The sequence below is a fragment of the Fodinibius sediminis genome (assembly GCF_900182555.1).
GTDB lineage: Bacteria > Bacteroidota > Rhodothermia > Balneolales > Balneolaceae > Fodinibius > Fodinibius sediminis.
Genome location: NZ_FXTH01000008.1, coordinates 15,001 through 32,283, shown reverse-complemented (window position 1 = coordinate 32,283; position 17,283 = coordinate 15,001). Strand labels below are relative to the sequence as shown.

Here is a 17,283-nt window from a genome sequence, read left to right as displayed (position 1 = left end):
TATAACAAATCTCAAATCGATGAACCTGGAAACCGAATATCTTGGACTTTCTTTAAAAAATCCCCTGGTACCTTCCGCCTCTCCGCTTTCGAACGAAGTAGACCGTGTCAAAGAGATGGAGGATGCGGGTGCGTCTGCTGTCGTAATGTATTCCCTCTTTGAGGAACAGATTAATCGCGAAAACCAGGCACTGGATCATATTCTAACACGCTCCAGCGAAGGTCACGCCGAGGCACTCAGCTATTTTCCTGATCCCGGCGTTTATCACAACCTGCACGCTGAAGATTATCTTGCGCATATCCAGATATTAAAAAATACTGTCGACATTCCCGTGATAGCAAGCCTGAATGGCGTTTCTAAAGGCGGATGGATGTCTTATGCGGAAAAGATGGAACAGGCCGGCGCCGACGCACTGGAACTGAACATCTATTATATTGCGGCAGATCCTTCGCTGAGCTCAGAAGAAGTTGAGCAACAATACCTCCATGATATTAAAACCGTCAAACAAAACATCCGTATTCCGATCGCAGTAAAGCTGGCACCCTATTTCAGTTCATTTGCCAACATGGCGGTTCAGCTGGAAAAGGCCGGCGCCGACGGTCTCGTTCTATTTAACCGGTTCTACCAACCGGATATCGACCTTGAAAATCTGGAGGTAAAACCGAGTCTGGAACTGAGCAGCAGTTTTGAAAAACGGCTGCCGCTGCGATGGATTGCGATGCTGCGACCGCACCTCTCGGGCAGCCTTGCGGCGACAACCGGCATTCATACCGCAGAAGATGTTGTAAAAATGATACTGGCGGGCGCCGATGTGACCATGATGGCGTCTGTACTGATCAGGGAAGGTATTGAAACCCTGCAGAATATTCTGGACGGTATAGCCGAATTCATGGAAGACAAAGGGTATGAATCAATATCAGAAATGAAGGGGGCAATGAGCTCTGCTTCGGTAGCGGACCCTGGGGCATTTGAACGAGCAAATTATATCAAAACGCTTCAGGGGTTTAACCCGGATGATATTCGCTAGGCCTGTGTCCCTTCGTCAAAACGGTCCACCAACGTCGGTGACAGGCTCTTGAAAATTTTTTTCCAAATTTTTCGACTAGAAGTTGTAAGAGATTTCGAATTTAGCTACATTAAATTAGAGTTTTTTGTCTAAATATCTATAATTAACCAACATTGACGTTCATCCTGATATCTCTAACCCTCACATTCATTAAAGCATACCATTATGGCACTTTCAATTACCGAGACCTGCATCAATTGCGCCGCCTGCGAACCGGAATGTCCCAATCAAGCCATTTATGAGCCGGGCATGGAATGGTCAATGGCGGAAGGCACCAGCCTTGAAGGCACTGTTACCTTAATGAACGGTGAAGAAGTTGATGCCGACGAGATGCAAGAGCCGCTCTCCGACGACTTCTATTTCATCGTTCCTGACAAATGTACCGAGTGCAAGGGCTTCCACGACGAAGAGCAGTGCCTTGCGTTCTGCCCGGTTCCCGAATGCATTATCGTTCATCCGGAACATGACGAAACCGAGGATGCGCTACTGGAGCGGCAGACGTTTCTGCACGAGGCCTAACAGGCCCTCACGAGCTAAACTGAGATTGGAAATATAAAATTTGACCCCATGCCTGATACTAAATCCAAAATGAAAATGAGAAAGGCAGTTGTCCGGTTTTCGGGAGATTCCGGAGATGGGATGCAGCTGACCGGCGAAATCTTTTCACAGTCATCCGGATCTGCGGGTAATGACCTTACCACCATTCCCGATTTCCCTGCTGAGATTCGAGCCCCACAGGGTAGTATAGGCGGGGTTTCAAGTTTCCAAATTCAAATTGGCGGTACGGAAATCTACACGCCCGGCGATGAGGTTGACGTTTTAGTTGCCCTGAACCCGGCGGCACTGTCCGCCAATCTGAAATTTCTGAAACCCGGCGGAACCGTCATTGCGGACCGTGATAATTTCAAAAAGAAATTTCTCAAGAAAGCAAATTACGATGAGAATCCGCTGGAAGATGGATCCCTGGAAGATTATCAGGTTCTTGCAGCCCCCGCATCCTCACTTACAAAAGAGGCTTTGAAGAATCTCGGACTTGATATGCAGTCCGTAACCAGAAGCAAAAATATGTTTGCACTGGGGATTGTCTATCACCTGTTCAATCGTCCGATGGAACCGACCATCGATTTCTTTGAAAAGAAATTCAAGGGAAAGCCCAAGGTAATACAGGCAAATATGCGGGCCCTGAAAGCGGGGTATTACTTTGCGGAAACGACCGATGTTCTCCCGGCCTCTATTGTTATCCCCCCGGCGGATCTTCCCAAAGGCACATACAGGAATATAAATGGCAACACAGCAATTGCGTGGGGGGCCCTGGCAGCCGCAGAAAAGAGCGGGAAGAAATTATCCCTTTCTTCTTATCCCATTACTCCTGCCTCTGAAATTCTTCATGAAATTGCCGCCCGCAAGGACCAGGGAGCCATTGTCTTACAGGCCGAGGACGAGATTGCGGCGGTCTGTGCTGCCATCGGTGCCTCGTATGCAGGCAATCTGTCCATCACCAGCACATCCGGCCCCGGCATATCGTTAAAAACCGAGGCCATGGGGCTGGCAGTCATAGCTGAGCTTCCGCTGGTAATTATCAACGTGCAGCGATCCGGCCCATCTACGGGTTTGCCAACCAAGACAGAACAGGGCGACCTGGCACAAGCGCTTTATGGTCGACACGGTGAGGCTCCGCTGATTGTAATGGCCGCAAGCTCCCCGGACGACTGTTTCTTTTACGGATATCAGGCGTGCAGGGTGGCAATGGAACACATGACGCCGGTTGTTCTGCTGTCCGATTCCTATCTCGCCAGCGGAAAAAGCCCCTGGCGTATACCCTCGCTTGATGAACTGCCGGATATTCAACTTCCCGAATATGAAGGCGAGGCCGAAGATTGGGCTCCCTATCTGCGTGATCCGGAATTTTTGAACCGCTACTGGAAAATCCCCGGTGAAAAGGGGTATGAACACCGCATTGGCGGCCTGGAAAAAGAGGATATTAGCGGTCATTTAACGTATGATCCTGAAAATCACGAAAAAATGGTCCACCTGCGGCAGGAAAAGATTGACCGGGTTGCTAAGAAACTTCCCAGCCAGGAAATCACAGGCGCCCAGTCCGGTAATCTGCTTGTTGTAGGATGGGGAAGTTCTTACGGAGCTATAAATTCAGCTGTTATAGAGCTTCTTGAAGAAGGTCATGAAAATGTTGGATTTACCAATTTCAATTACCTCTCTCCTCTTCCTGAAAACACCGCTGAAATATTTGAAAAATTCGATCGAATTCTGGTCTGTGAATTGAATACCGGTCAGTTCGCTAATTACCTGAGAACAAAGCTGCCTATGTTTACCTACGAACAGTTCAATAAAAATCAGGCACAACCTTTCTTCACTTCCGAAATTAAATCTGAGATTATCAAGATACTGGAGGCTTAGTTATGAAAACCGAAAAAAGGAAAAAGAATGGAAAGCCTTTGTCCGTCAAGGATTTTAAAAGTGACCGGAATGTAAAGTGGTGTCCCGGGTGCGGCGACTACATGATTCTTTCGATGATGCAAAAAACGTTTACCCAGCTGGATCATGCCAAGGAAGATATAGTATGCATCTCAGGGATTGGCTGCTCATCCCGTCTGCCCTACTATCTCAACACCTACGGCATTCACTCTATCCACGGGCGCGCGCCGGCGGTCTCTACCGGACTCAAGCTTGCAAATCCCGACTTAAGTGTCTGGGTAGTTTCGGGAGACGGAGACAGCATGGCAATTGGGGGCAATCACTTTATACATGCCTGCCGGAGAAATCTGGATATTAATATCATCATATTTAATAACAAGATCTATGGTATGACCAAGGGACAGTCGTCCCCAACCACGCCCATAGGCATGAAAACCAAGACGGCGCCCTATGGCAGCTACGAACCTCCCTTCAATATTGGCGAACTTGCAATTAGCGCCGGTGCCACTTTCTTCGCACGCGTTCCGGATAAAAGTCCCCAATTGCTCGGCGAGGTAATGATGGAGGCCTACAGGCATAAAGGGACATCCGTAATCGAGGTTCTGCAGAACTGCGTGATCTTTACCGATGGCATCCATGAAAAGCTTACCGACAGGGAAACCAAGGATGAAAATCAGCTGGTTCTCACGCAGGGCGAACCGATGGTTTTCGGCAAACAAAATGAATTCGGCATTCAAATAGACGGCATGAAATTGAAAAAGGTGCGCCTTGAGGATAAAGACAGCGCCAACACGCTCATTCACGATGCCACTGAAGAGGAAACCCAGCAGCATATCGCTCTTGCCAAATTACAGCTGCCCGATTTCCCAGTCGCAATGGGAATAATCAGAAATACCGAATCCACCAGTTTTGAAGAGGAATTACATAACATTATTGAACAATCACAGAAAAAAAGCAGCTACAAGAATCTCCAAGAGCTGTTCCACAGCGGCAATACCTGGGAAGTTCAGTAACAAGGTATTGTTCTATAAATTATGAATTAAAAAGAATCAGATTATGTCTATAGCAGATAACATTACCCTCCGTTTTGACGGGGAAACCCATCAGCTGCCCCTTGTTGAAGGCACGGAAAACGAAAAAGCAATCGATGTTTCCAGCCTCAGGGGAAAAACCGGCTACATAACACTGGATACCGGCTTTAAGAATACCGGATCCACTAACAGCGCCATCACCTATCTCGATGGAGAAAACGGAGTATTGCGCTATCGCGGTTATCCTATAGAACAACTTGCAGAACAATCCACTTTTCTGGAAGTGGCATATCTGCTGATCTACGGTGAACTTCCGCCCAAACAGGAGCTGGACAATTTTGTCTCTGAGATCACTCGGCATACGCTCATTCATGAGGAGATGAAGAAATTCTATGAGGGATATCCCTCAAAAGCACACCCCATGGGTGTACTTGCTTCAATGATAAGTGCTCTGTCTACCTTCTACCCCGAGTCCCAGAAATCAGAGCTCCATCCTGCTGAAGTTGAACTAACGATTATACGGCTCATTGCCAAAATTTCCACCATCGCGGCGTGGTCGTATAAAAAATCAAAGGGCTTCCCCATTATGTATCCGCAGAACCGGCTCAGCTATACGGAAAACTTTCTGCACATGATGTTTGCGCAGCCCACAGAGGAATTTAACGTAAATCCGGTTATTGCCAATGCCCTGGATACCCTGCTGATTCTCCACGCCGACCATGAGCAAAACTGCTCGGCCTCTACCGTACGTATGGCGGGATCTTCACACGCCAGCCTGTACGCCGCAATTTCGGCCGGCGTTTGCGCTCTCTGGGGGCCCCTCCACGGTGGCGCGAACCAGCAGGTTATTGAAATGCTGAAACAAATACATCAAGCAGACGAAAGTATTCAGAAAATGGTGGAAAAAGCCAAAGATAAGAGCAGCGATTTTCGACTGATGGGCTTCGGCCACCGCGTATACAAGAATTTCGATCCCAGGGCTAAAATTATTAAACAGGTATGCGATGAAGTACTTGATGAACTCGGTATTGACGATCCCCTGCTGGATATTGCCAAGTCACTCGAAGAGGTGGCACTGTCGGACAGTTATTTCGTTGACCGGAAACTCTACCCAAATGTGGACTTTTACTCGGGCATTCTCTACCGGGCGATGAACATCCCCACTGAAATGTTTACCGTGATGTTTGCCCTCGGCAGACTACCCGGCTGGATTGCACAATGGAAAGAGATGCGAGACAATAAAGAACCGATTTCCCGTCCGCGCCAGATTTATACAGGGCCCACGGAGAGGAATTATGTCGATATTGAAAATCGGTAGCATTTCTCGCTGCTTTTCACTCCATCGAAGAGTGATAAATTAAATTGATGAGTAATGATGAACTCAGTAATTCTAAACATACAGGCTGATTGTACCTTCGCCCTGGCAGGAATAATCCCATGGAGGGGGACCGTAGATTCCGGATTTTTTTCACAATTTTAGATATTTAGGTATAAAAATATATAATAACCTTCATTAACCTCTTGAGATATGCTTGCTGAATTCGGTAATGTATTGCTCTTTCTAGTTCTGGGCATCCTTTTTGTAGCTGTGAGTCTTGCAGTGGCCAGGCTATTGCGTCCCGACCGTCCAAATCCAGAAAAGTTGGCGACCTATGAATGCGGTGAGACCCCTTTTGGTTCCGCCCGGGTACAATTCAACAACCGGTTTTATATTATCGGTTTGATGTTTCTCATCTTCGAAGTGGAAATTCTATTGCTCTTTCCCTGGGTGATGGTGTTTCAGGATATCGGCTGGTTCGCATTTTTGGCCATGCTTGTCTTTGTATTCCTCATCTTTATTGGATTTGCCTATGAACTTGGTAAGGGGCACCTGCAGTGGGACATCCCCAGGCCGGTGATTCCCCGGTATATAGAGGGGGTGGGTGTTGTTGAAGACGAGCCGGAGGAATCTTCTGTTGACCCGGCCATGAAAACAAAATTAAAACCTTAACGCTATTTGCAATAAACCGTATGTCGTATGGGACTGTTAGATAAAAAATATCACGACAGCAACATCATCATCGTTTCGCTGGAAAGTGCCCTGAACTGGGCGCGGAAATCATCACTCTGGTACGAACAGTTCGGGCTTGCATGCTGTGCCATAGAAATGATGGCGACCGCAGCCTCCGACTATGATTTCGATCGTTTCGGTATCATTCCACGATCATCACCCCGTCAGGCCGACGTGATGATCGTAGCCGGCACGGTTACCATGAAAATGGCTTCCAGAATTGAGCGGCTTTACGAGCAGATGTCTGAGCCCCGGTATGTAATCAGCATGGGTTCCTGCTCCAACAGCGGCGGTCCCTACTGGGAGCACGGCTACCATGTTCTGAAAGGAGTAGACAAGGTCATTCCCGTTGATGTTTATGTACCCGGCTGTCCACCACGGCCCGAAGCGTTACTTGAAGGGTTTCTAAAACTCCAGGAACGCATATCCAATGAAACCATCATTGAACCCAGAGAAACGGAACAGGAATCGACAGAAGAAGAAAAAGAACCGATAGAGGTCGAATAATCATGATGACAACCGAGGAGATCACAGAATATCTGAACCGGGAGTACGGTGGCAATCTGGATCCCACCTATGCTGAAGCAGGTGATTCATGGATAACAGTATCCCCTTCTGTACTCCGGGAAGTCGCAAAAACGTTAAGAGACGATAAAAACCTTCAATTTAATAACCTCATGTGCCTCAGCGGTATTCACTACCAAAAGGAAAATGAGCTGGGAGTCGCCTATCATCTTCATTCCACTATTCATGATCACAAACTGGTCATGAAAGTCCGTGTTCCTGAAGACAACCCTGTAGTTCCGTCCGTTGAATCGCTCTGGAAGACCGCCAACTGGCATGAAAGGGAAGCATACGACCTCGTCGGCATTACATTTCGGGGGCATCCCGGCCTCCTTCGCATTCTAACGCCGCAGGACTGGGAGGGGCACCCGCTCAGGAAGGATTATGAACAGCAGGAATCGTACAGAAACGTATCAACAGGAATTTAAATGAAACCGAAGGCTCATGGCACCAGTAACGTCTCCCCAACCGGCCGCAATAGAAAATAGGACGATGACCATTAATATGGGACCACAGCACCCGTCTACGCACGGGGTACTTCGCCTCGAAGTAACTGTTGATGGAGAGGTCGTTACAAAAGTGAAACCCGATATCGGCTATCTGCATCGATGTTTTGAAAAATATGCGGAATCCCTTGGCGATTATGCCAAAGTGGTACCGTACACCGATCGCATAGATTATGTTTCCGCTCTTCATCAGGAGATGGGGTATGTAATTGCTGTTGAAAAGCTACTGGAACTGGAAGTGCCCGAACGCGTGGAATACATGCGCGTCATTCTCGCCGAGTTACAGCGTATTGCCAGTCATCTTCTGGGTATCGGAACCTTCGGGCTCGATCTGGGCGCTTTTACCCCCTTTCTCTACTGCTTCATCGAACGGGAAAATATTCTGCGTATTCTTGAAAAAGTAAGCGGTGCTCGTCTGCTCTACAACTACCTCTGCGTAGGCGGTTTGATGCGTGACATTCCCACTGATTTTACGTCTGATACCTGGGAATTCGTTACTTCCTTCCGACCCAAAATCAAAGAATTAAACGATCTGCTGACAACCAACAGTATTTTCATCGACAGGACAGCCAATATCGGCGTGCTGCCGGCAGAAGTTGCACTCAACTACAGTGCATCCGGGCCTATGCTGCGGGGGTCCGGCGTATCCTGGGATCTGCGTAAAAACGACCCCTATTCCATTTACGATCGCTTTGAGTTCAACGTTCCGGTGGGCCAAGGGGAAATGGGAACCGTGGGAGACTGCTGGGACCGCTATATCGTCCGGGTTCGGGAAATGGAAGAAAGTTTGAAAATAATCGAACAGGCTCTGGACCAGATGCCCGGGGAAGGCGATGTAAAAGAAGCTGTTCCCAGAAGAATACGCTCAAAAGAGGGCGAAGTTTATGTTCGGACCGAAACGCCGAGAGGGGAGCTGGGATACTACATTATCAGTGAAAAGTCCGGCCCCTATCGCATAAAAGCACGAACACCGAGTTTCGTGAATCTGAGTATTCTGCCTGCCATATCAAAAGGGGCGCTCGTAGCAGATCTGGTAGCGATTGTGGGCAGTATCGATATTGTGCTGGGAGGCGTAGACCGATAATCCTGAAAACGAAACGATTGAATATCACTTATGCTGAGCTTACTTGAACAAATAACCCCTTCATCAACAGTGGCATTGCTCATATTTGCCACTTTGCCTCTGCTGTTAATCGTCGGTTATGCTCTCTTTGCCATATGGCTGGAGCGAAAGGTGTCTGCCCATATACAGGACCGGCTCGGCCCCATGCGGGTAGGCGGCTGGCACGGATGGGCTCAAACCATAGCCGACATGCTCAAATTGATCCAGAAAGAAGATATTATACCGACCAATGCCAGTCGATTTCTATTTAAATCGGCCCCCTTTGTACTATTTGCGGCATCCTATGCGGCTTTTTCGGTGATCCCCTTCAGCAGCGCCTATATAGGCAGTTCCATAAACATCGGCGTCTTTTATCTGCTCGCTGTAACCTCCCTGCTCACGCTTAGTGTAATAATGGGGGCCTGGGCATCAAACAATAAATGGTCGCTGCTGGGCGGAATGCGAACTGCGGCCCAGATGGTGAGCTATGAAGTTCCCACCATTATGTCGGTACTCTCCGTACTGGTGGTTGCCGGTTCCCTGAACCTGATGACTATAAGCGAAATGCAGACCGGCAATGATATACTTGGTTTTCTGCCCAACTGGCTGATCTTTCAAAATCCTTTCCTGATTGTAGCATTCATCATCTTTTTCATTTCGATTGTAGCCGAGTCGCACCGGGTGCCTTTTGACCTTCCGGAGTCAGAATCGGAACTGGTTGCGGGCTTCCAGACCGAATACTCCGGCATGCGCTGGGGCATCTTCATGCTCGCGGAATACGCTGATATGCTGCTGCTGTCTCTGCTTGGTGCTGTACTTTTCTTTGGCGGATGGGCAAGCCCGTTCGGCTCATACTTGTCCGGTCCGGTCTGGGGATTCATCTGGTTCATGCTGAAAGGCCTGCTGTTTGTATTTGTGATGATGTGGATGAGATGGACACTCCCGCGATACCGTGTGGATCAACTTATGGAGATATGCTGGACCATTTTGATCCCCGTCTCATTCATAAATTTTGTGCTGATAGCATTATGGGAAATGACCTTTTAATACTAGAAAAGTGAACTTATGGTACAGACTCTGAAAAAAAGCTGGACAACCTTCAAAACAATCTTTACCGGGATGGGCGTAACCATGCGCCACCTCTTGCAGCCATCGGTGACCCTCAGATATCCCGAAGAGCGGGATGAACTCCCCTCCGGGGCGCGCAGCAAGCTGTTTGTACATATTGATGACTGCATTGGCTGCAAGCTCTGTGAAAGGGCCTGCCCGGTTAACTGTATCGCCATCGAAACGGTCCAGGCTACCAAAGATGTGGATCTGGGAAAAACTTCCACCGGAAATCCTAAACGTTTCTGGATCACAACCTTTAACATAGATATGTCGAAATGCATGTATTGCGATATGTGTGTCCCCCCCTGCCCCACCGAATGCATAAGCATGGTACCGGAATATGAATACTCCGAATATGATCGAAACAATCTTCTGTTCCAATTCAGCGAATTAAGTGCCGATAAAGTAACCGAAGTAAAAGAAAAAGCGGAAAAGGAACAGGAAGAGAAACAGAGAAAAAAGAAAGAGGCGGCCCGGAAGAAAAAAGCGCAAAAAGCAGACCAAACCTCAAAAGCCAAACAGAAAAATTCAGAAGGATAAACTGATGGATCTCACTGCTATAGTTTTTTATCTCTTTTCAATTGTAACCGTGGGGGCCGCGGCCATAATGGTCTTTTCAAAAAATATCGTGCACTCCGCCTTTGCGCTTATGTTTTCACTGGCCGGCATAGCGGTACTGTATGTGCTGCTATATGCCGATTTTATTGCCGCTACCCAGCTGCTGGTTTATGTAGGCGGCATTCTTATCCTCATTCTTTTCGGGCTGATGCTCACCGAACAGGCGGTAACACAGAAGTTTAAAGCTGTGACCGTCAATATGCTGCCCGCATCTTTGCTGGCTGCGGTGACAACGGTACTTCTGGTCTACGCCTATGCTACGACCTCATGGCAGATGGTTATGCCGGAGGAGCGAAGTGAAACCGTCTATGACCTCGGCATACTTCTCATGAGCGACTATATACTGCCTTTTATTATTGCAGGCGTACTGCTCCTGATCGCCATCGTGGGAGCCATACTGATGTCGACCCGATTAACGGCAATTAAAAACGAAGAACAATAGGCATTATGGAACTCATGATAACACCGTGGCTTGCGGAACCAGGACTAGTTCATTTTCTGATAGTAAGTGCACTGCTGCTTTCACTGGGGCTGATGGCCGTACTGTCCAGACGTAACGTAATTATGGTTCTCATGGGCGTAGAATTAATTCTAAACTCCGCCAATATCAATCTCATTGCCTTTAGCCGCTATACCTCTTTGTCTCTCGAAGGGCAGATGATCGCACTTTTTGTCATAATCATCGCTGCAGCTGAAGCCGCTGTTGCACTGGCTATCGTATTAAACATGTACAGCAGATTCAATACGGTTCATCTCGACGAAATTGATTCACTAAAAGGGTAATACGCAAGAAAGAAAACCAATTTAACCGGATATAGCGAATGTTTACTCAACTGCCTCTTATAATACTGGTTCTGCCCTTGCTGGGTTTTTTACTGCTCATATTTTTAGGCAAGCGTCTTCCCCGGAAAGGCGACTGGCTTGCAGCCGGCCTTCTGATAACAGCCCTGGCACTGTCTCTCAGCCTGCTAATCTCAAAGCTGGCCGGTCAGCCCGACGAATCTTTTACCCAAACATTCAGATGGCTTGCAATAGGCACACACACCATCCATTTTGGCATTACCATTGATAACCTCTCGGCGGTGATGCTGGTAGTCGTTACCCTGGTCAGTTCTCTGGTGCACCTGTTCTCTATCGGGTATATGAAAGATGATCCGCGATATTCTCGATACTACGCCTATCTCGGGCTGTTCTCCTTCTCCATGCTGGGAATAGTTCTCACTAGCAACCTGCTGTTCATGTACATATTCTGGGAATTGGTTGGCATTAGCTCCTATCTGCTTATCGGCTTCTGGTATGAAAAGAAATCGGCCTCTAATGCCGCCAACAAGGCGTTTATCGTGAATCGGGTGGGAGATTTCGGGATGTTTCTCGGGATAATGATCCTATTCGTAAACTTTGCCACCTTCTCTTTCAAAGAGATCTTCGATCTCGTCGAAGCGGGACAGCTTCCCTACGGCAGCACGGGCTGGCTAACCACTGCGGGCCTGCTCATTTTCTGCGGAGCTATCGGTAAATCAGCACAGTTTCCGCTGCAGGTATGGCTGCCCGATGCCATGGAGGGCCCAACTCCTGTCAGCGCTCTCATTCACGCGGCGACCATGGTAGCAGCCGGTGTCTATCTCGTTGCCCGCATGTTCCCGATGCTTACCGCAGACGCCTTGCTGGTAATCGCCTATATCGGTGCCATAACATCATTCCTCGCCGCATCCATCGCACTAACGCAATTCGATATCAAACGGGTTCTGGCGTTCTCTACAATTAGCCAACTGGGTTATATGATTCTTGCACTTGGCGTCGGGGCCTATACGGCCGGCTTTATGCACCTGGTAACCCATGCCGCCTTTAAAGCCGGTCTCTTCCTCGGGGCGGGCAGCGTAATCTACGCCATGCACCAGGTATTGCACGCGCAGAATGATCACCATACCGATGCCCAGGACGTGCGGAATATGGGTGGGCTTAAATCAAAGATGCCTGTCACCTACTATACATTCCTGATGTTTACTCTGGCTATTTCAGGAATTCCACTTACTTCCGGATTTCTGAGTAAAGATGAAATTCTGGCAGGCACACTGGCCTACAGCACCCTTAACGGGCACTGGCTGTTGCCCCTCCTCGGTTTTGTTGTAGCGGGGATGACCGCATTTTACATGTTCCGCCTGCTTCTCCTCACCTTCCACGGCAATCCATCCGACAGAGAACGCATTTCAGCAATTAAGGAATCTCCCCTGGTGATGACCCTTCCGCTCATTGTTCTGGCAACAGTTTCCCTGTTCGTTTTCTACAGTTTTAATCCCTTTGGAGCAGCTGACGGATGGTTATACCAGGCCATTGAGCGGCCCATAAGTATGGTTCCGAACATGCTGCAGCCTGTGGATGCGGGAATTTTTGAAGAGGCAGTCCATCACATTCACGGCACAGCCATGGTACTGTCAATCTTATTTGCCCTGAGTGGTATTCTGCTCGCCATCGGCATGTATTACTGGAAAAAGATCAAAGCCGAAAACCTTGTACAAAGAACGGGCGTTCTATACGATTTGTCTTTTAACAGCTGGTATTTCGACGAGCTGTACGACCGTATCTTCGTAAGCGGCCTGTTCCTGTTAACGCGAATATCCAAGTGGTTTGACGAGCATATCATCGATGCTATAGTCAACAGCTCAGCATGGGTTAGCCGCGGCATCGCAAGCGTTGCCGGACTGTTCGATACCAACATAGTAGATGGACTTGTACATGCTACTGCCGCATCTGCCGATCGTGCCGGAAGCATGCTTAGCAAAATACAGACCGGTAAAATCCAAACGTACCTGGTCTATGTGATTTTTAGTTTCCTGGTACTATTTATCCTTTTTATCTAAACGAAATTTCAACAATCAATAAAAACTGAGCGCTGAACTTATGGAATTTCAATTTTTAGGCCTAGGTATACTTTCCTGGATTGTTTTCATACCGATCCTGGGTATGATAATCATACTCCTTATTCCTGACAGAAATCGTAATGCCATTCGATGGACTGCCGCTGCCGTTACCAGTATACAGGTACTTCTGGCTGGTATCATCTATTCGGTTTTCGACCAGGCAAAAACGGGCATCAACAATATTGAAAGCTTCCAGTTTGTAGAACATCATAACTGGATCACCGTCGATGCCGTCCCCTGGGTAGGGAAAATCAAGATCGATTACTTCCTCGGCCTGGACGGGTTGAGTATTTTAATGGTAATTCTAACCGCGCTAATAGCGTTTGTCGGTGTCATCTCATCCTGGAATATCAAAAAGATGGTAAAAGGATATTTCGCCCTCTACCTTCTGTTGATTGCCGGTATTATGGGCGTATTTGTGGCCCTCGACTTCTTTCTGTTCTTCATATTCTGGGAGGTCATGCTGCTGCCAATGTACTTCCTGATCGGTATCTGGGGCGGTCCACAACGGGAATACGCGGCTATCAAATTCTTCCTGTACACTTTTATAGGAGGTATCCTGATGCTGCTTACGATGCTGGCCCTCTATTTCAGCGTTGCATACACCGATCCCGCTACAGGCGAATCCATCCATACCTTCAACATCCTGCATATGATGAATCCCGATAATTTTGTGGATGGCGGGCTGCTGGGCGGTTTGGATACCACCTGGCGTTATGTAGCATGGATGGCACTATTTATAAACTTTGCAATCAAAATACCTATTTTCCCATTTCATACCTGGCTGCCGGATGCTCACGTACAGGCCCCCACCCCTATTAGTGTAATCCTGGCCGGTGTTCTTTTGAAACTCGGAGCCTACGGCCTGCTGCGAATCAACTTTCCGATATTCCCTGACGCTACGCTCTATTTCGGATACTTTATGGCGGTACTTGGAATGATCAGCATCATTTACGGAGCCTTTTGTGCCATGGCGCAGGATGACTTCAAAAAACTGATTGCCTACTCCTCCATCAGTCACATGGGTATCGTAATTCTCGGCATCGCGGCTCTCAATACGCAGGGTATGGTAGGCGGGGTACTACAGATGTTCAATCACGGTATTATTACCGCTGTTCTCTTTCTCTCGGTAGGGGTGCTTTATGATCGGACCCACACTCGGGGGCTATATGATTTCGGAGGCATGGCCAATCAAATGCCGAAATATACGGGGATCGCCATGGTGGGTATGTTTGCTGCTATGGGACTACCGGGGCTTAACGGCTTTGTAAGTGAGCTGTTCTCATTCCTCGGAGCCTTTGCAGCCTATCGCTGGATTACCATCATATCGGTTACCGGTATCATAATAACGGCCGCCTATATCCTGTGGACCATACAGAGAATATTTCTCGGAAAAACGCCGGACCGCTGGGAGGATCTCAAAGACCTTACTCTAAGGGAATATATAAGCTTTGTGCCGCTTATTATTCTCATTGTTCTGCTTGGAATTTTTCCCTCGCTGGCCATTGATCTAATTAACAGCTCGCTAAGCGGTCTTGTGGAACTTGTAACCGGAGGAGGTATATAGCATGGAAACTTCTGCAAGAAACATTATCAAAAATACGATGACGATTCTGGATGGAACATCATCACCGGAGTACAAACGCAAATGTTTTAGAATTATTAGCTGATTATGGTTGAACAGATATTACATAGTATTAGCCAGTTTTATCCTGAGATTATCATCGTACTTACCTTGTGTGCTATAATTATTGGTGATCTTTTTGCAAAAGGGAATAGTAATTCTGCCGGGCTGATCATGCTGGATGGACTGATACTCGCCGGTATCGCCACCCTTTTTCAAATTGGTACGAATGAAGCGGTATTCCATGAGGTATTAGCGGTTGACCCTTTCGCCGTATTTCTTAAGATACTCGTTATTCTCGCCGCTGTATTTGTAGTCCTGTTTTCCATGAACAGCAGTGAACTGAAAGAATATCAATCACGGACAGGCGAATTCTATATGCTTCTTTCCGGCATGGTGCTGGGAATGCTGCTTATGGTAGGAGCGACGAATCTACTTCTGATGTATCTGGTGTTTGAGATTACCAGTATCAGTTCGTATGTACTGGTAGGCTTCACGAAAAAATCGCGCCGCTCTTCCGAATCTTCCATGAAATATATCATATTCGGGGCAGTTTCATCGGGAATCATGCTTTACGGGCTCTCACTCCTTATTGGTGTGACGGGAGCGACCGATATATTTGCTGTTAATGCCGCTCTGAATGCAGGCATTTCGCAGCCTGTGATCTTTAACCTCTCCGTAGCCATGATACTGGTCGGTCTCGGGTTCAAGATCGCCGTGGTACCCTTCCATTTCTGGGCTCCCGATATTTACGAAGGAGCAACGTTCTCCATCGCCGCCATTCTCGCTGTAGCCTCAAAAATTGCGGCGCTGGGCCTGCTTGTTCGGTTATTCACGGTCTCCTTTATCGACATCGGCACTATGAGCGAGAGCGGTGTATGGCAGACTATTTTTACTGATGATGTTCCTTGGGATATCGTAATCGGCATAATGGCGGCACTGGCTATGATTGTCGGCAATTTGACGGCTCTGATGCAGGATAATATCAAACGCATGCTTGCCTATTCCAGCATTGCCCATGCGGGATATATTCTTATGGGCGTGGTGATATTCTCGGAACAGGGCGTTTCATCCATCCTGGTTTACACCTTTATTTACCTGTTTATGAACCTGGGAGCCTTTTACACGGCCATGCTCTTTTCCGATTCTTTCCATACCGAATCCATAGAAGAATACAAGGGGCTGGGCCACCGTGCGCCGATGGAGGGTATAGCTATGACAATTTTTCTTGTATCGCTTACGGGACTGCCCCCTACCGGCGGATTTATAGCAAAACTGTACATTTTTGGAGCAGCCGTAAGCGCCGGATGGATCTGGCTGGTGGCCATCGCTGGTATTACTACCGTTATTTCCCTCTATTACTACATTCGGGTAGTTCGGAATATGTTCCTTTATAATCCGGATGAAGGCGCATCAAGAGCTAAATTCAATATCCGATCAAAAGTAATGCTGGGGGTCCTGCTGGTTCCAACGCTTTTACTGGGCGTATACTTTACTCCCCTTGTTGAGTTTGCAAAACAGTCAATTGTAATATTTGGACTAAAATAGTATGGAAAGACCATAAAACCATCCAACATTCACTTAAAAATACAATATCATGGATGATGAAAGAGTAGAAATACTATATGCAAAGGCCGACAATCTATTGTCGAAGGCAACCGAAGAGCTGCATAAGCCGGAGGAAGACGTTGTAACATATTCCGCCTGCATATCAGCCCGAAGCTCCCTGTACCATTTTCTGGGATGTTTATATGTTCACAAGTCTAATGAGGAAATTGATAAAACGCTCGAGCAGGGCAAGAAAACAATTGATGAACTAATCGAATACGCCACACAGCACGTAAGCGGCGTTGGTGAAATAGATTTCTCTCCCATGCGATGTACCTGCAAGGATGTTAAAGAGATCGTAAATGATGAAGAGATTTATTTCTGCAATAACATCAATATTGTCAAAGAGTGCACCCATTTGGCACAAAAGGTTAAGGATATCATCGTTAGCGATGCATTTGGCGGGCAGGCTCCCGGTGATAAATCGGTCGCAGGATAGCCCGGAATATTCCATTGAATATCCCTTCGCCTATTGAGCTGCAGAATTGCCTCAGACAACATTCGGTTTATACGACCGGCATTTTAAAAAATGGATGGCAGGCCAGTGGTGTATTTATTGCCTCAATTTCCTCACCCCAAAATTTCAGCACCAGGATATCCGCTATCCCTGATGCTTTGGATAGGAAAGGGAATAAGAACAGGGAACAGCTGGT

The 17,283-nt window shown here is 47.6% G+C and carries 17 protein-coding genes; all 17 read left to right on the top strand.

The features are described 5' to 3' along the window. Positions 1-19: 19 nt before the first annotated feature. The 17 genes from FN808_RS10040 (at position 20) to FN808_RS09960 (ending at position 17,069) form a co-directional block, all read left to right on the top strand. Positions 20-1,027, top strand: coding sequence for a dihydroorotate dehydrogenase-like protein (locus tag FN808_RS10040; RefSeq protein WP_142714460.1), 1,008 nt, complete (start codon positions 20-22; stop codon positions 1,025-1,027). Between the two features lie 204 nt (positions 1,028-1,231). Further along, entirely contained in the window at positions 1,232-1,585 is a 354-nt protein-coding gene (locus FN808_RS10035; protein WP_142714459.1) for a 4Fe-4S binding protein, read from the top strand. 75 nt (positions 1,586-1,660) lie between these two features. Beyond that, positions 1,661-3,481 carry a 2-oxoacid:acceptor oxidoreductase subunit alpha gene (locus tag FN808_RS10030; protein WP_221930009.1) on the top strand — a complete coding sequence of 607 codons (1,821 nt, stop codon included), beginning with the start codon at positions 1,661-1,663 and terminating at the stop codon, positions 3,479-3,481. Positions 3,482-3,483: 2 nt separating this feature from the next. Beyond that, positions 3,484-4,512, top strand: coding sequence for a 2-oxoacid:ferredoxin oxidoreductase subunit beta (locus FN808_RS10025; protein ID WP_142714457.1), 1,029 nt, complete (start codon positions 3,484-3,486; stop codon positions 4,510-4,512). A gap of 49 nt (positions 4,513-4,561) precedes the next feature. Beyond that, positions 4,562-5,848, top strand: a complete 1,287-nt coding sequence (locus tag FN808_RS10020) for a citrate synthase (RefSeq protein WP_142714593.1) — start codon at positions 4,562-4,564, stop codon at positions 5,846-5,848. A gap of 210 nt (positions 5,849-6,058) precedes the next feature. Next, entirely contained in the window at positions 6,059-6,520 is a 462-nt protein-coding gene (locus tag FN808_RS10015) for an NADH-quinone oxidoreductase subunit A (protein ID WP_142714456.1), read from the top strand. 27 nt (positions 6,521-6,547) lie between these two features. Continuing rightward, positions 6,548-7,087, top strand: coding sequence for an NADH-quinone oxidoreductase subunit B (locus tag FN808_RS10010; protein WP_142714455.1), 540 nt, complete (start codon positions 6,548-6,550; stop codon positions 7,085-7,087). Positions 7,088-7,089: 2 nt separating this feature from the next. After that, positions 7,090-7,572, top strand: coding sequence for an NADH-quinone oxidoreductase subunit C (locus tag FN808_RS10005; RefSeq protein WP_142714454.1), 483 nt, complete (start codon positions 7,090-7,092; stop codon positions 7,570-7,572). Positions 7,573-7,588: 16 nt separating this feature from the next. Continuing rightward, on the top strand, positions 7,589-8,734 hold the full coding sequence (locus FN808_RS10000) for an NADH-quinone oxidoreductase subunit D (protein ID WP_142714453.1): 1,146 nt from the start codon (positions 7,589-7,591) through the stop codon (positions 8,732-8,734). 30 nt (positions 8,735-8,764) lie between these two features. Beyond that, complete coding sequence (gene nuoH, locus FN808_RS09995; RefSeq protein WP_142714452.1) at positions 8,765-9,799, top strand: NADH-quinone oxidoreductase subunit NuoH; 1,035 nt, start codon at positions 8,765-8,767, stop codon at positions 9,797-9,799. Positions 9,800-9,817: 18 nt separating this feature from the next. Next, positions 9,818-10,402, top strand: coding sequence for a NuoI/complex I 23 kDa subunit family protein (locus FN808_RS09990; RefSeq protein WP_142714451.1), 585 nt, complete (start codon positions 9,818-9,820; stop codon positions 10,400-10,402). A gap of 4 nt (positions 10,403-10,406) precedes the next feature. Then, complete coding sequence (locus FN808_RS09985; RefSeq protein ID WP_142714450.1) at positions 10,407-10,922, top strand: NADH-quinone oxidoreductase subunit J family protein; 516 nt, start codon at positions 10,407-10,409, stop codon at positions 10,920-10,922. A 14-nt stretch (positions 10,923-10,936) separates the two neighbouring features. Next, complete coding sequence (nuoK, locus tag FN808_RS09980) at positions 10,937-11,263, top strand: NADH-quinone oxidoreductase subunit NuoK (protein WP_142714592.1); 327 nt, start codon at positions 10,937-10,939, stop codon at positions 11,261-11,263. Positions 11,264-11,301: 38 nt separating this feature from the next. Continuing rightward, positions 11,302-13,338, top strand: a complete 2,037-nt coding sequence (gene nuoL / locus FN808_RS09975; protein WP_142714449.1) for an NADH-quinone oxidoreductase subunit L — start codon at positions 11,302-11,304, stop codon at positions 13,336-13,338. 40 nt (positions 13,339-13,378) lie between these two features. After that, positions 13,379-14,965 carry a complex I subunit 4 family protein gene (locus tag FN808_RS09970; protein ID WP_281280771.1) on the top strand — a complete coding sequence of 529 codons (1,587 nt, stop codon included), beginning with the start codon at positions 13,379-13,381 and terminating at the stop codon, positions 14,963-14,965. A 105-nt stretch (positions 14,966-15,070) separates the two neighbouring features. After that, positions 15,071-16,570 (top strand): NADH-quinone oxidoreductase subunit N, encoded by a 1,500-nt coding sequence (locus FN808_RS09965; RefSeq protein ID WP_142714448.1) that lies wholly within the window; start codon positions 15,071-15,073, stop codon positions 16,568-16,570. 49 nt (positions 16,571-16,619) lie between these two features. Next, positions 16,620-17,069, top strand: a complete 450-nt coding sequence (locus tag FN808_RS09960; RefSeq protein ID WP_142714447.1) for a hypothetical protein — start codon at positions 16,620-16,622, stop codon at positions 17,067-17,069. The last annotated feature ends 214 nt before the right edge of the window (positions 17,070-17,283 follow it).